Source organism: uncultured Thiodictyon sp. (assembly GCF_903946935.1).
In the GTDB taxonomy this organism is placed as follows: domain Bacteria; phylum Pseudomonadota; class Gammaproteobacteria; order Chromatiales; family Chromatiaceae; genus Thiodictyon.
In genome coordinates this window covers 18194-32577 of record NZ_CAJAXH010000217.1, presented here as the reverse complement: position 1 = coordinate 32577, position 14384 = coordinate 18194, and the positions used below count along the sequence as shown (strand labels likewise).

General features: G+C 65.2%; 18 protein-coding genes. 3 read left to right on the top strand and 15 right to left on the bottom strand.

Going from position 1 to position 14384, the window contains the following annotated elements; genetic code table 11:
- Nucleotides 1-94: 94 nt before the first annotated feature.
- Together QZX93_RS19075 and QZX93_RS19070 are read right to left on the bottom strand one after the other, a co-directional pair.
- Nucleotides 95-1219, bottom strand: a complete 1125-nt coding sequence (locus QZX93_RS19075) for an efflux RND transporter periplasmic adaptor subunit (protein WP_295391496.1) — start codon at nucleotides 1217-1219, stop codon at nucleotides 95-97.
- The gene (locus QZX93_RS19070) at nucleotides 1216-1947 is read right to left on the bottom strand and encodes a CerR family C-terminal domain-containing protein (RefSeq protein WP_295391519.1); all 732 of its coding nucleotides are present in this window, start codon (nucleotides 1945-1947) and stop codon (nucleotides 1216-1218) included. The genes QZX93_RS19075 and QZX93_RS19070 overlap by 4 nt, the downstream gene beginning before the upstream one ends.
- A 763-nt stretch (nucleotides 1948-2710) precedes the next feature.
- Between QZX93_RS19070 and QZX93_RS19065 the strand changes: the two genes are divergently transcribed.
- Complete coding sequence (locus tag QZX93_RS19065; protein ID WP_295391494.1) at nucleotides 2711-2911, top strand: DUF2281 domain-containing protein; 201 nt, start codon at nucleotides 2711-2713, stop codon at nucleotides 2909-2911.
- On the top strand, nucleotides 2895-3239 hold the full coding sequence (locus QZX93_RS19060) for a type II toxin-antitoxin system PemK/MazF family toxin (RefSeq protein ID WP_295391492.1): 345 nt from the start codon (nucleotides 2895-2897) through the stop codon (nucleotides 3237-3239). The genes QZX93_RS19065 and QZX93_RS19060 overlap by 17 nt, the downstream gene beginning before the upstream one ends.
- Nucleotides 3240-3357: 118 nt before the next feature.
- On the opposite strand, the gene QZX93_RS19055 is transcribed toward QZX93_RS19060, so the two are convergent.
- The 3 genes from QZX93_RS19055 to QZX93_RS19045 all read right to left on the bottom strand — a co-directional run bounded on the left by QZX93_RS19055 (nucleotide 3358) and on the right by QZX93_RS19045 (nucleotide 5113).
- Nucleotides 3358-4080, bottom strand: a complete 723-nt coding sequence (locus QZX93_RS19055) for a hypothetical protein (RefSeq protein WP_295391490.1) — start codon at nucleotides 4078-4080, stop codon at nucleotides 3358-3360.
- 156 nt (nucleotides 4081-4236) lie between these two features.
- Nucleotides 4237-4785, bottom strand: a complete 549-nt coding sequence (locus QZX93_RS19050) for a cytochrome b (protein ID WP_295391488.1) — start codon at nucleotides 4783-4785, stop codon at nucleotides 4237-4239.
- A 97-nt stretch (nucleotides 4786-4882) separates the two neighbouring features.
- Nucleotides 4883-5113: a hypothetical protein gene (locus tag QZX93_RS19045; protein WP_295391486.1), complete on the bottom strand. Its 231-nt coding sequence runs from the start codon at nucleotides 5111-5113 to the stop codon at nucleotides 4883-4885.
- A 209-nt stretch (nucleotides 5114-5322) separates the two neighbouring features.
- On the opposite strand from QZX93_RS19045, the gene QZX93_RS19040 reads away from it, so the two are divergent.
- On the top strand, nucleotides 5323-7086 hold the full coding sequence (locus QZX93_RS19040) for a SulP family inorganic anion transporter (protein ID WP_295391517.1): 1764 nt from the start codon (nucleotides 5323-5325) through the stop codon (nucleotides 7084-7086).
- 22 nt (nucleotides 7087-7108) lie between these two features.
- On the opposite strand, the gene QZX93_RS19035 is transcribed toward QZX93_RS19040, so the two are convergent.
- From QZX93_RS19035 to QZX93_RS18990, 10 genes are all read right to left on the bottom strand, one after another.
- Nucleotides 7109-7441 (bottom strand): redoxin domain-containing protein, encoded by a 333-nt coding sequence (locus QZX93_RS19035; protein WP_295391484.1) that lies wholly within the window; start codon nucleotides 7439-7441, stop codon nucleotides 7109-7111.
- 31 nt (nucleotides 7442-7472) lie between these two features.
- A complete protein-coding gene (locus QZX93_RS19030; protein WP_366760731.1) occupies nucleotides 7473-7946 on the bottom strand; it encodes a thioredoxin family protein in 474 nt (157 codons plus the stop codon).
- A complete protein-coding gene (locus QZX93_RS19025; RefSeq protein WP_295391482.1) occupies nucleotides 7919-8977 on the bottom strand; it encodes a hypothetical protein in 1059 nt (352 codons plus the stop codon). The genes QZX93_RS19030 and QZX93_RS19025 overlap by 28 nt, the downstream gene beginning before the upstream one ends.
- Before the next feature lie 17 nt (nucleotides 8978-8994).
- The gene (locus tag QZX93_RS19020) at nucleotides 8995-9258 is read right to left on the bottom strand and encodes a hypothetical protein (protein WP_295391481.1); all 264 of its coding nucleotides are present in this window, start codon (nucleotides 9256-9258) and stop codon (nucleotides 8995-8997) included.
- A 67-nt stretch (nucleotides 9259-9325) separates the two neighbouring features.
- Complete coding sequence (locus tag QZX93_RS19015) at nucleotides 9326-10339, bottom strand: sugar transferase (RefSeq protein WP_295391479.1); 1014 nt, start codon at nucleotides 10337-10339, stop codon at nucleotides 9326-9328.
- A 95-nt stretch (nucleotides 10340-10434) separates the two neighbouring features.
- On the bottom strand, nucleotides 10435-11106 hold the full coding sequence (locus QZX93_RS19010) for a c-type cytochrome (protein ID WP_295391477.1): 672 nt from the start codon (nucleotides 11104-11106) through the stop codon (nucleotides 10435-10437).
- Nucleotides 11107-11172: 66 nt separating this feature from the next.
- The gene (locus QZX93_RS19005) at nucleotides 11173-12105 is read right to left on the bottom strand and encodes a 5'-nucleotidase (RefSeq protein ID WP_295391475.1); all 933 of its coding nucleotides are present in this window, start codon (nucleotides 12103-12105) and stop codon (nucleotides 11173-11175) included.
- Nucleotides 12106-12126: 21 nt separating this feature from the next.
- Nucleotides 12127-12681: a hypothetical protein gene (locus tag QZX93_RS19000; protein WP_295391473.1), complete on the bottom strand. Its 555-nt coding sequence runs from the start codon at nucleotides 12679-12681 to the stop codon at nucleotides 12127-12129.
- Nucleotides 12682-12789: 108 nt separating this feature from the next.
- Nucleotides 12790-13422, bottom strand: a complete 633-nt coding sequence (locus tag QZX93_RS18995; protein WP_295391471.1) for an AAA family ATPase — start codon at nucleotides 13420-13422, stop codon at nucleotides 12790-12792.
- Nucleotides 13423-13533: 111 nt separating this feature from the next.
- A complete protein-coding gene (locus QZX93_RS18990) occupies nucleotides 13534-14361 on the bottom strand; it encodes a hypothetical protein (protein WP_295391469.1) in 828 nt (275 codons plus the stop codon).
- Nucleotides 14362-14384: the final 23 nt, after the last annotated feature.

Sequence of the window (14384 nt, the reverse complement as noted above, 5' to 3'; positions counted from 1 at the left end):
AGAATACCGTCGAGAAAACAGCTATCCGTCGCTGCCTGTCTCAGTCATCTTCATTTGCGTCTATTTGCGTTCATTTGCGGCTAATCTTCGGGTCTTAAGCGCCGGACAACGCCGAAGATGACTCAACCCGCACCAGATCGCCATCGGTGAGGAAGGCCCCGCCGCTCTCCACGACCCGCGCGGCAGCGTCCAGACCGGACAGGATCTCGACCTGGCCAGCCGTGCGGCGACCGGTCTCGACCTTGCGTTGGGCGACCCGCTCATCGGCCAGGACCTCGAACACAAAGCTCGATCCATCGCGCAGGACCACCGCGGACTCGGGCAGGGTCAAGGCCGGGCTCGCCCCCAACCGGATCGTGCCCTGGGCAAACATCCCGGGTCGCGCCGGACTGTCGGTCGGTAATTCCACATACACCAGACCATAGCGGGTGGTGGCATCCAGGGTCGGGGATGGGATGCGCACCTTGCCGGTTACCAACGTCCCGCCCGGCAACCGGATCTCCGCCTCCTGGCCGGGGCGGACTTGGGCGAGCTGCTCGGCGGTCACCTCGGCGCGCCACTCCACCCGCCCCTGACGCACGATGCGGAAGAGTTCGGTCCCCGGCTGCACCACGGTTCCCAGGGTCGCGGCACGGGCCGCGATCACCCCGTCGTCGACCGCCAGTACACGGGTCTCAGCCAGCCGGATGCGCTGCATGTCCATGGCCGCCTCCGCCGCCGCCAGATTGGCCTTGGCACCCTCCTCCGCGATCAGGTATTGGGTGACCTGCTGCTCGGACATCGCCCCCTTGTCCTTGACGTTGCGCGCCCGGTCGCCGTTGGCCCGCGCCTCGGCCAGGGCCGCGCGCACCTGGGCCACCCGCGCCTCCTGCTGGGCCACGTCCGCCTTCACCGTATCCTGGTCCAGACGCGCCAGGACCTGACCGCGCTTGACCTGATCGCCCACATCCACCGTCACCTCCACCACCCGCAGGCCACCGGTCTCGGCCGCGATCACCCCCTCCTGCCAGGCGAACAGCCCGCCGCTGGCCTCAATCACCCGCGGCCAGTCAGTCGCCCGCGGCGCCACCAGGGTGACGGCTAGGGCAGGATGGGGCGGCGGTTTGGGCGCGGCCTTGGCCGAGGCGCTGTCGGCCCCGACCTTGCCATAGGACACCAAGGCGGCCAGTAGGCCGGACGCGGCCACCACGAACAGGGTCAAACCGGTCTTCGCCTTCATACGGATTCTCCAGTAGCGGCGCGCGGACCCGGCAGCGCCTTGAGGTCAGGCAGTCCGACGGCGCGGCAGATGAGGTCGGTGATGGTGCGGGTAAGCTGGTCCAGGCGCTCGGGGGTGTAATGGTCCCAGCCCAACTGGCGCCCGAGGATGGGGCGCGAAAACACCAGGCTGGCCAGATTGCCGTGCAACACATTGGCGGTGAGGCGGACGGCCTCGGACGTGGGCGGCAGGCCCCAGGCGGCGCCCACCAGGCGCGCCAGAAGCCGCAGCACCGGCTCGGCACGACGGCGATAGATCAGGTCGAACAGGTCGCCCGGAAAGGCCAGTTCCCGGGCCACGAGCACGCTGAACCAACGCAGATGTTCAAAGGTCGACAGGCGCCCCACCAGGCCGCGGGCCAGGGACTCGACCGCCGTCGTCAGCAGGAGCGGATCGGACCCGGCGCGCCCGAGCAGGGTCGCGACTTGATCGATTTGCGCCGCGAAGCGCGCCTCGTCCTCGTCCAGCACGGTTTCGAAGATGGTGTGATAGAGCCCCTGCTTACTGCCGAAGTGGTAATTGACTGCGGCCACATTCACCTGGGCCTCGGCGCTCAGATCGCGCACCGAGACGCCGCGGAAGCCATTCTCCGCGAAGAGCCGCAGCGCGGTCTCAATGATGCGCTGGCGCGTTTCGCAGGGGCGCGGCTCAGTTAGGCGGCTGGACAGGGCTTGATCGAGAGGGGGCATAGACACGCGCAAGCGGTGGGTCCGGAAGTAGCCCGGCAGTCTACCCCTTTGACTGAATCTTTCAAACGTTTGTTTGGCCTAGGTGCCGACTGCCGGGCGGCAACGCGTGTCCGATCATTTTCTGACCGCACCTGCCAAACCACTGTTTGGAAAGTGCCCTGACAGCTTCGACACAGGTTATCCACCGAAGCGGTCACAGCGCATGTGGAGAAGTGCCCAACCGAGAAGACTCTATAATGAGCCCCGCCCAAGGGTGGCGAACACTGCGTGACCACCCGGGCCAAGCCACTGTCCGTTAAGGCACCGCCACAGCTTCGGCACAGATTATCCACAGAGACGACCACAGCGATTGTGGAAGAGCGGTATCCGCGTCCTGTTCTGCCTGTTCGCCGAGGACATCGAGCTTCATCGTCATTCCGGCCGGGATGCCGGAATCCAGGCCAGTGACGGCAACTCCTCGGCCGCCGCGGACTCTCAGAATAGAGCGGACTGGCCGGAGCGACGCTTAAGGCCTTCGCTCGCTGCTGGAATCGCCCGCCTGCCGATCAAGGTTTCTGCCCGTGCAACCGCCAGATATGAAATCATGCCCCAAGCGGAAAACTGGCCTTGATCGTCACTCCAGCCGCAGACCGCGGGCCTCGGAGTGCAGACCAACCCAGGCGTGACACCGCGCTGGAAAGCCAGCTCTTGTTTACGGGCCGGGAGATGCTAACCTCGTAGCGGAGGCCGCGCAGTCCGCGCGGGTCGATCGAGGATATCCGTGATGGCCATCGCCGAGCGAGTTTACGAGTCGGTCAAAGGACTGCCCGCACCCGCCGCGCAGGAAGTTCTTGATTTCGCCAATTTTTTGGCTGAACGTGAGGCCAAGCGGGAGGATCGGGCACTCATGCTCGGCCAACAGAGTAGCTTGGGCGATTGGGACAATGAGGAAGACGATGCCTGGAACCATGCCCCAGCCGTGTGACATCGTTGTCCTGCATTTCCCTTTCACCGACCTCTCGGCCACCAAGCAGCGACCGGTGCTGGTCCTGACGCAGCCGACTGCCCACGGCGATTTCATTGCCGCCCAAGTGACATCCCAGATGAATCATCCGGTTCAGATGGCGTTGAGCGACAGCGACTTCGAGCTTGGCCGCTTGCCGAAGGCCAGCATCGTCCGGCCGGATAAGGTCTTTACCCTCAATCAATCCCTGATTGTCCGTCGGGTCGGGCGACTCCGGCAAGCTGCATTCGAGCGCATCCATGCAGAGATTTGCCGATACCTCCGTTGTGTAAATCTCCCGACCGGCTAAAGCCTCGACATCGTGTGGCCGGAACGACTTTACTCCGCATTTTCCCGACAGGCGCTTTCTTAGCAAACGGTAAGTCGCTTAAACAGAAGATCGTGGTCTGTCCCTAATGGACTCTTGACTAACGATCATCGTCTACGCCATTCCACTTACCATCACCGTCGCGCGCTCCATCAATGCAGGGTTTGTCAGAAAAGATAATAGACCCATCGACGTCGCGGCATTTGAAAATGGGTGCCGATGCCTTAGCGTGGTCAGGCGCCGTCATCTTGTCCAGTGGCTTAACGTAATCCGGCGCCTTAAGCGGTTTCTTATAATAGTCCCAACAGTTGGCGGGCTGATCGTCGATCGCAACCCAGAACCGAGAATCGCTTGGCACATTTCCGAAAGCCCAAAAATTCCAACCGCCGTTGCCATCGTGGAACTCCGCCATCCGATAACCGTCCCCCAGTTGTTCGCGGCAGATTGCATCGGCATAACCTCGGCTTTCCAATGTCATTCCAATGACTGATGCGGTTAAGGCGATGGTCCCAGCCGCCCAACCTTGATAATACTCCTTCGGCATCGCATGATCTTCGCCGGTAATCTCGTAAGGCGGCCTCGGCGAATGGTCGACCTTCAGGCAAAGGATGGGGCGCGCCTCCCGGCAACTCGTGTCGCCCTGGTAAGCATTACAGCCGCCACACCCCACATAGTCGATCCGCAGCTCTTGCGAATGCCGATGCTTCACCCAGGTCAACCCCTTACCTGCGCTCTCGTCAGCAGATAGGCTTTGCGGAAAGAGCGAGGCACCGATCAGCAAGATGATAGCAGTGGCATGACCATGGCTCTCTTTCATATTCATAAGGGGATCGATAACCTATTCTCAGGGTCTGGTCGCTATTATCCGACACATGCGTGCCACCGCTTGAGCAGTGGCACGAGAAGGGGGGCGTGGCCGGATCGTTAGCCGGCCCCCAGGCCGCGACGGGTTACCGCAAGCCCCGATGCCTTTAGCGTCTCAACCCCAAGGCAGCATCCGTGAGAGTGCGCCGTCGCGCTTGTACCATTGGTGCCAGAGCGCGGCGACCACATGCAGGCCGATCACCACATAGAAGAACATGGCCATGGGCTCACCGTGAAAAAAATTATGCATATAATGAGCGATCTCAGGAGATTCACCGATGAAGTTAGGGACCTGTGTCCCGAAGAACTCGATTGGACGCGGCTTGGCGGCGGCGCGCAGATAGCCGAACACGGGCACCACGAGGGTGGCGATATTGAGCAACAGATGGGTCAGCTTGGCGCTGACCTGGGTCCAGCGGGCACCGGGGACGGGCGCCGGCTGGTCGCTGATGCGCGCCCAGAGGATGCGCCCAATCACCACTACGAACAGCAGGATACCGAACGACATGTGCAGATTGAGGAACGCCAGGCGCTCGGGCGTGTCCTTCGGCGCCCCTTCACGCAGGGTATCGGTGACAAACAGGCCGATCATCAGCACCACCACCGTCCAGTGGAAGAGCTGCGCCAACAGGTTGTAACGCTTCAAAGATGGGTTTTCGCTCATGGGTCGAGGGTCTCCGCAGTTTGTAGGGGGCTTTATGATCGCACAGGACGCGGCAGAAAAGATGGCGCCCGGGGATGGAATCGGGCGATGAAATATATTAGCATTTGCTTAAAGAGGCGGCGAGGGCGGCCTGGCCCACCGCCGTCAGGCGATACCCGTGCCCGGTGATCGGCACCGGCAGCCAGGTGCCGGGGGCCGACTCGATCAGCCGCCGCTCCAAAAGCCGCCGCATGACCGCCCGGGGGCACGGGTCCTGGCGATCGGTGCCCCGCGCGGACAACGTCTTGAGACAGTCGATCTCCTGGGGGTCAAGGACGGCGATGGACATCGGTCGGCTCCGGTTTGCCTGCGACAGTGCATTGCGATTGTGTCACGAACGCCACGCCCTGACGTCAGGGCGTCTCTTTAACAGCTCGACCCGCCCCGCGCCAGCGGGGTCAGACCCGCCAAGAGGTATCAGCGATGTCTTCCCGCCCGGCCCCGGCCGCCCTCCCCGCCCATCACCCCAAGGGCCCAGGCCTGCCACCCTGGCTGTTGATGCTGTTCCCCTTTCTGCGTTGGTGGCGGCGGGTCACGCCGCAGAATCTGCGCCTCGACCTGATGGCGGGTCTGACCGGCGCGGTGGTGGTCCTGCCGCAGGGTGTGGCCTTCGCGACCATCGCCGGGATGCCGCCTGAATACGGGCTCTATGCGGGCATGGTCCCGGCGGTCATCGCCGCCCTGTGGGGCTCGTCCTGGCACCTGGTCTCCGGCCCGACGACAGCGGCGTCCATCGTCGTGTTCTCCACCCTCAGCGTCTTCGCCGAACCCGGCAGCGCCGACTATGTGCGACTGGCACTGACCCTGACCTTCATGGTCGGTATCCTGGAGCTGGCCATGGGGCTCGCGCGGCTGGGAACCCTGGTCAACTTCATTTCACACTCGGTGGTGGTCGGCTTCACCGCCGGGGCGGCCTTCCTGATCGCCGGCAACCAGGTCAAGAATTTCTTCGGGCTGGACATCGCCCGCGGACTGGGGCTGCATGAGGTCGTCGGGACCTTGCTCTTGAACCTCTCACACGTCAATCCCTTTGTGACCGGGGTGGCCGTGGCGACCCTGGTTTTGGGACTGGCGGTGCGCTATTTCTTCCCTAAGTTCCCCTATATGATCGCGGCCATGGTGGGCGGCAGCCTCATCGCCTATGGGCTCAATCAGGTGCTGGGGGTGCAGACGACCGGCATCCGCACCGTCGGCGCCCTGCCGGCCGGCTTGCCGCCCCTGTCCATGCCCGACTTTTCGCTGGAGACCATCCGGCAACTCGCCCCGGCGGCCCTGGCGGTCACCCTGTTTGCACTCACCGAGGCGGTCTCCATCGCCCGCTCGTTGGCCTCTCGTGCCCATCAGCACATCGACGGTAACCAGGAGTTCATCGGCCAGGGGTTGTCCAACATCGGCGGTGCCTTCTTCTCCGGCTATGTGGCCACCGGCTCATTCAACCGCAGCGGGCTCAACTTCCAGGCCGGCGCGCGCACGCCGCTGGCCGCGGTGGCGGCCGGCCTGCTGCTGGTCGGCGTGGTGGTGCTGGTCGCCCCGCTGGCGGCCTATCTGCCCAACGCCGCCATGGCGGCGATCCTGTTCCTGGTTGCCTGGGGCCTGATCGACTTCCATGCCGTACGCAACATCCTGCGCACCAGCCGCTCCGAGACCGCGGTGCTGGGCGTGACCTTCTTCGGCACCCTGTTCCTCCAGTTGGAATTTGCCATCATGGCCGGCGTGCTGCTGTCGCTGGGGCTGTATCTCAACCGCACCTCGCGCCCCAAGCTGATCAGCCGGGTGCCGGACCCACGCACCCCGGGGCGCGACTTTGTGACCGACCCGAGCCTGCCTGAATGCCCACAGGTCAAGATTGCGCGGCTCGACGGGTCGCTCTTCTTCGGCGCGGTCAACTATGTCGCCGAGACCCTGCACCGGCTGGAGGAGACCCGCCCCGGGCAACGCCATCTGGTCATCTCAGCCACCGGCATCAACTTCATCGACGTGGCCGGGGCCGAGTTCCTGGCCCAAGAGGCGACCCGGCGCAACGCCGAGGGCGGTGGGCTCTACCTGATCCGGCTCAAGCCCGCGGTGTGCGAGCCGCTCAATCGCGGCGGCTATGTCGAGGAGATCGGCCGGGCGAATCTGTTCAACGGCAAGACCGAGGCCATCGCCACGGTCGTCTCCCGACTCGACCCGCAGATTTGCCGCACCTGCACCGCGCGGATCTTCCGCGAGTGCGCCGCCCAGCCCGGAGCGGACGGCGTGGCCGAGAGCGGGGCTGAGTAGCCCCCCGCCGGCACTTCAATACTTAACCGAGCAGCCATAGGGTCGGGTCACCGGGGCGGCCAGGGGGCGGCCGGCCTCCAGGTCGGCCATTGCCTGGCGGACGTAGTTGCGAGTGCTTGCGCACGTAAGGACAACCGTCGTTGGTCCACTCCAGGATGACCTTCTTGCCCTTCAGGTCAGCCAGGTTCCAGGTCTTGCCGGCCGTGTCGGCAACCGCAAAGGGCGGCGCCGGCTGCCCCACCTGGGGTGGGGCGGCGCCCCAGGCCAGCCCCCAGGTCAAGAGTACCCCGATCAGGGCGAGCGTCGTTGCCGCCAGGGGACGGGGTGTGCGTGAGGGACGGTCGATGTGGGTCATTGGACGCTCCGGCGGTTGGATGTTCGATGACTCAGTATCTGGGGTCGACGGGAGCGCTCCCCAGTGCCTGGAGCACCATGGCAGGGGTCAGGATCTGGGGCAGCACGCGCGGCTCGGCGCCCGGCGGATAGTAGACATAGAGGGGGACGCCGGTGCGTCCAAAACCGGCCAAGTAGTCGCCGATCCCGGGGTCGCGATTGGTCCAATCACCCTTGAGATAGCGCACATCCGCGGCCTGGAACGCCGCCACGACGCTGGCGTGGGTCAACGCCACCCGCTCGTTGACCAGACAGGCGATGCACCAGGCGGCGGTGGCGAACATGGGAAAGGCCAGGAGCTGTTTCAGGTGCTCCATCCAGGCCCCGGGCCGGGGCAGTCGGCGGGCCAGGCCCGGGGCGAGCGACAGCGCCAGAAAGGGGGCGGCCAGCCCGAGCCCCAGGGCGAGCAGGATGGCGAGCGCCAAGGGCCAGGCCAGGGTCAATGCATAGCCCAAGGCGGCGCCCATGAACCTAAACCCGGGAATTGCTCACGCCAAGGCGCCAAGCTCGCCAAGAAATACAATCGGGTAGAACCACTATCCAGAACACCCTCCGGGTGACTGTCGCAGGGCTGATAACGCACTGAAAAGCCTTGGCTAGCTTGGCGCCTTGGCGTGACAACCGCTCTTTCTAGGATGAAGGGTGCGGTGCAGGGCGCCGCCACCAGCGCCGCCAAGGCACCGGTCCCGAAGGCACCGGCAACCCCGCCGCCCGCCCGCCCCCCGGCCAGCCCCATCAGCCGGCCGCCCAGCGTGACGGCGCCCGCCAGGGACAGCCCCAACACCAGAAAGACATCGGCCATGATCGCCACGAAGGGCGGGTACTGGAGTTGGAAGCCCCACCCGACCGCGTTACCGCCCGCCCGGACGGCGAGCAGGATCGCGGTCAGCACGGCAAAGAAGACCAGGACCCCGGCGGTGTAGGCGAGCCCATGGGCGATGCGCCCCCGCGCGCCCAATCCCCCCTGCCCGGCCAGACTGAGCGCCTTGATGGCCAGCACGGGAAACACACACGGCATCAGGTTCAGGATCAACCCGCCCAGGAAGGCGAACACCAGGGCGAGTGGCAGGCCCAGCGTTGGCGCTGCCACTGGGGCCGCTTGGGAGAGCGCGTGATCCGGTGTCCCGCGCGTGGCGTTCACCTCGAAGGATCGGCTGCTGCCGTCAGCCCGCTGCACCGTCAGGAGTCCGCCGGGGTCCGCTGTGGCGGCCGCCTCGCCCGGGCTCAGGTCGAGCTCCAGCCGATCCCCGACCAGCCGCCAGGGCTGCTCCGCCGCGGGCTCGATCAGCCCCCAGGCCCCGGGGAAGAAGCGGACCGCGAACGGTGCCGGTCCCAGCCCGGCGCTGGGCAGCGACAGCCGCAACCCGCCCGGCGACTGCACCAGCACCGCGCCGCCGAGCATCCCCGCGGGGAGTCCGGCACGCGCCTGCGCGAACGCCGTTGCCGCCTGCGGGTCGCTTGGACCGGCCGTCGCGGCGGTGCGCAGCGTCAGGTGCATCAATCCCTCATTACAGCCTACCGGCCGGAATCGAGGCCGTCGCGCCAGCCTCTGGAGTTAGGATTAATGAGCAGCTGCGCGCCTTCACGCACCAGCCGCTGAACCATCGCCGGTGCGTTGTGCGTGCCGTGCTCTGGAACCAGGGACAGCACGACTTCTTCGGCATTCTCGGCCACCCCCTGGCCGTCTTCCCAGCGCACGCGCAGGCCGGTGTCATGCGTCGCTATGCCTTCCTGATTGATTTGCCAGCGCTCCTGCCAGCCACGGTGCTTGGATGTCATAGGCGTCGGTCGATCCTGAAATCACTGGGGCATGTGGTGCAACATTTTCGTCGGGCCGCAGACCGGCTCACTCAACGTAGGTAAACGACTGATCGACGATGGGTAGGGTGAGGGTGTCCTGCCGCTCGCCGGTGCTCACGACCACGACAATCTGCTCCAAGTGAGCCGGCAGGCGCAGGTCGCCAGTATAACGGCCCTGGGCGTCAGTGAAGACATTCTCCAGCAGCCGCAGCCCATTCGGTCCCTCGCTGTAGAAGCTCAACAATGCCGGGCCGCCATCGGTGGCGGCAAGGGCGATATCGGCCGCTACCAAGCGACTGTTATCGTAGCTGAAGACGTTCGCTTGCGGGTCGGCGAGCGACGCCGACACCGTGGCGCTGTAACCGCCTCCGGAAAAAATCAGGACGGTCAGCATCCCGAGCACCTTGAGATCCGTCCACAAGGATTGCGACTGGCTGTATTGCAGGTCCAACTCCACCAGCCGATCGATCCGGACCTCGGGCTGGCTGGCGCTCTGCCAGATGCCGGGGGCGATTTCCAGGCGGCAACGATCCGCCAGCGAGTACAGGTCCACCTCGTGCGGCAATGCCGGGCGCGGTCCCACCAACGACATCTCGCCCTTGAAGACATTCACGAGCTTGGGTAACGCGTCGATTCCCAGCTTGCGGATCAGGGCGCCGATTCGGGTGAGGCGCAGATCGCCGGTGCTGGCGTCCGAGCGCGCCACCGGCCGATCCGATCCGTCGTCAGAGCGGTCGGACAAGGTCGAGCGAAACGACCACACGCCGAACGGCTTACCCCAGCGTCCCACCATGGTCTGTTGGACCAGGACCGGCCCGGGGTTTTCCAGCCAGATCGCCAGGGCGACCAACAGCAATAGCGGTAGCAGCAGCACGAGCAGCAGCGACGACGCGCCGATGTCCAGCACCCGCTTGACGACCGCTGTGCCATGCACGATGACTGTCCAACCGATCCGTTTCAGATAGAACTTCAGTAGATAGCGGTGCGCACTCCGGTCTATTCCGGCGTAGCGTTTGATCAGCAGCTCGCGTAATTGACGGTCATCGATCTTGGCGGCCATGGCATTTACTCAACCTCTTGGATTTTCTTGTTTGTCAGATGGACCGCGCCGCGCGTCTCCGCCCCTATTGCACACGGTGACCAGGCACGCGGCAATCAAGGTAGTGATTGGAGAAACAGCGCAACCTCGTTCATCTGCTCGCGCGTCAGCTGCGCAATGCTCTGTTTCATCGCGACCCCCGCCGGGCCGCCGCGCTGCCCACCCTGAAAAGCCACCAACTGCGCGACGGTATAGCCACTGTGCTGACTCGCGAGGCGCGGCAGCGGCCCGCTGCCGTGGGCCGCGGGGCCATGACAAGTCTGGCACGCCACCACGGCGAGTCGAGTGTTTCCAGTCTGGTAGATCGCCCGACCCGGCTCGAGGCGTGGCACATCCCCGGAGTCGATCGGGTTCGGCGTTGGCGACTGCTTACTATAGTAATCGGCCAGGCCCCGCATCTGGTCAGTCGTCAGCCCGTCGGCGACACGCAACATGCGTCTGGCGTCCAGGTTCGTCAGCCCACCGGCCATCCCCCACAAGCGCTTGGCACTCAGTTGCATGCCGGCGCGCCCCTGGAAGGCCACCATTTGATTGAGCAGATAGTCCTTGGTTTGACCGGCGAGTCGGGGGAAGCGGGCTGAGGTGGTGTTACCGTCGACGCCATGACAGCTCGCGCACACCGCAACGGCGAGCGTCTTGGGGCTCACGGTGGGATCGCCAAGATAGCGCAGCCGATTGATGCCGGCACAGCCGACGACCGTCGCCAGGAGGGTCACAGCGAGCGCCATGCGCGTTAGATTCATCATTACACGCTGCCTAAGTTGCCGCGTTCCGGCCGTGATGACCCAGGCCGACTAGCCAGAGAGCGCGACTTCATTCGCGACACCGTGCGGCACATGTCCGGTCGCCACATGCAACCTGGCCTGGTCGCAATGGACCTCCTGGTCGTCGAAAAAGATGTCGGCGTCGAAGGCGGCAAGGAAGCTGGCCTTGGAGAGCCCGCCCAAAAACAGGGCCTCGTCGATGCGGATGTCCCAGGCACGCAGCGTGCGCACCACGCGCTCGTGGGAGGGGACGCCGCGGGCGGTCACCAGCGCGGTGCGCAGGGGCGAGGCGTCATCCGGGGGGAAGAGCGCCTGGAGTTGCTGGATCGCCACCAGCAGCCCCTTGAATGGACCGCCCGGGAGCGGTTCATAGGCGGACGCGGACTCGCTGGCGTTGAACACCGCCAATCCCTCCTCCCGATAGAGTCGCTCGGCATCGTCGGAGAACAGCACCGCATCGCCGTCGAAGGCAATACGCACCTGGCCGTCGTCCGCGCCCCCCCGGTCGGTCGAGGCCGCCGGCAACACGGTGGCGGCGGCGCACCCGCACGTCAGGGCCAGTCGCACGTCATTCGGGTCGGTCGACAGGAACAGGTGCGCCCCGAAGGCCGCGACATAGCGGTACGGGCTGGCGCCGCCGGTAAAGGCGGCACGGGTAATATCGAGCCCGTGGCGGTGGGCGGAGGTCAGCACCCGCAGGCCGGTATCTGAACTGTTGCGCGACAACAGGATGACCTCCACGCGGCCGCGGCTGCCCAGGGTGGCGTTGAGATTCATCAGCTTGCGCACCAGGGGAAAGGCGACCCCGGGCTCCAGGGTGGCGTTCTCATGGGCCACCTGATAGGCCCGATAGGCGTCCACCCCGGCGGTCTCGAAGACCCGATGGGACTCGCTGAGATCGAACAGCGCGCGCGATGAAATGGCGACGATCAGACGCACCGGCTGGGGGTCGGCGGGATTCATCGCGCGCCCGGATGGTCCCAGCTACCAGGGCATGAACGAGTTCATCATCCGCATAGGTCGGCCGATCGTGCGGTTCATGGAGGCAATATCATCTCGCATGACAGTGGTATTCAGCGTCATGTCCTGCATGGACCTGTCCATGTTGGCCATGCTGGCGAGCATCGGCTGCAGGGTCTTCATGTCCACCGACATGGCAGCCACACTCCCGGACATGCCGCGGACATCGGTACTGATCTGCCGCATGTCGCTGGACACGGACAGCATATTCTGGGCCAACACCGTCATGTTCTTATCCACGGTAATTGCCAAAACATGGACGTCCTTGGCCAGACTGTACACCAGATAGAAGCCGTAGGTGGCCAGGATGATGAAGGCGAAGAGGGATGGATAGACCACCAACTCCCAACGCTTGACACTGGATTCAAAGGCATGAGAAAGGCGATCGATGGCGACCAAATTGAGCCGCGCATCGGTGACTCCAGCGGCGTCACCGATCGGAACGACGCCGTCTCCACGACCATTCCCGGAGTTTTCGGGAGTGATCGGCGCGCCAGTGGGGGTCTCATGAGCCGCCATGTGTAATCACCGCACGGGGTAAAAAAATTGACTGCATTGGTCGGAAGAGCTTAACAGAAAACGGCCGATCAAAACGGCGTTTCACCGCTACCCACACCCATGCCATGGTCAAGTCAACTCGTCGGCATAGAGCAGGGCCGCCAGCCCCAGAAACTCGCGGGCGGCCTTACCCTTAGGCTCCAGCTCAAAGACCGCGAGCCCCTCGCTGAACGAACGCCGGAACACGGTTCGCTGGGACAGCCGCGGCCTGATGAGGCGGATGCCGGGGAGCGCCACCAGTGCGGCGGCGGCCTCATCGGTCTCGCGCACCGCGTGATGGGTGTCGCCGCGGTTGATGAAGCCGAGCACCTCGGGCGGCGTCTCCCGCGCCACCGAGTCGACCAGACGGATGAAGCGCTGGGCCGACCAGATGTCCGCCTGGGACGGCTGCACCGGCACGACCACCCGATCGCACAGTGCCAACGCCAGGCGCAGGCTATCCATGTCCGCCGTGCCCGCGTCGATGAGGACCTCGCCCGCACCCTGCAAGTGTTCGCGCGACAGGCCAGTCTTGTCGTGTACGCGCAATGGCGGGGCAAACCCCTCCTCCTGACGCACCTCGATCACGTCGGTGAGGGTTGCCTGGGGATCGATATCCACCAACTGGCAGGCCACGTCCGCCAGCGCCAGCCAGACCCCAAGATTGAATGCCACCGTGCTCTTACCCGAGCCGCCCTTGAGACTGCCTACCAGGGTGATCATGCCGTGCTTGCGACTCCGCGTCGGTATCCATTGGTCCGCAACCGTCCGCCGCCCAGCGGCTCCAGACGGTCGGCGCAGGCACCGCCGCAGGGAGGCGGCGGTGCGCTCACGCTATTTCCCGTCCGGTTGGGCCGGTGCAGCCGGGGGCGTTGCATCCACTGGCGGCGCACCCGGGAGCTGCGCGGGCTGGGGCAGGGTCTTCTTGGTGTACCCGTCAGGGATCTTAAACAGGTCGTCCGGCTGGGTACCGACCTTGATGTTCTTGAGCTCGCTCACCGCCCCGCCGCGAAACTCCTCCCGCACGGCCAGCTTCAGTTCCGGGTCATACCATTGCATGCTGCTCGCCGGCGGCTGGTTGGGTAGCGCGGTGGTCATCTCCCACTTCTCCGCCGGGCGACCGTTGAGGGTCTCGCTGCCGATCAGTTTGAGCTCCATCGTCTGACCGTTCGGCAATACATTCTTCAAGGGCAGGCCCCGCTGCACGTCCAGCCACTGGGTGGCGGTCAGGGCCTGGCCCTTGTCGGTCATCGACATCTCCCACTTCACCGCGGGGCGCCCGTTGACCTCCTCGATACCGACCCGACGGCAGGTGAGCCCCTTGAGGGCCGCGCAGGGATCGGCCTCGGCCGAAGGCGTCGCCGGGGGGCGCCCCGCGGGTGCCGAGCGCTCCAGATAGGTCTTATCGGCCGGGAACAGCATCCACTCCATGCCGCGCTGCTGATCGCTGATCCGCACCACGTCCCGACCCTGTTGCGACAGCTCCATCCGGGTCCGCCCATCGCCCACGAACAGCTTGCCCCCGACGGTCTGACCGTCCGGTGCGCTGCGCGCCATGTCCGCGGCGAACTGGACGGCGGTCCCATCGGCCCGCACCGCCCCCGCCGCCGCCATCGCAACGGCCAGCAATGCCGCCGAAACCACCCGTGTGTGTATGCTCATGATGCCCTTGCGCCTCCTTTAAG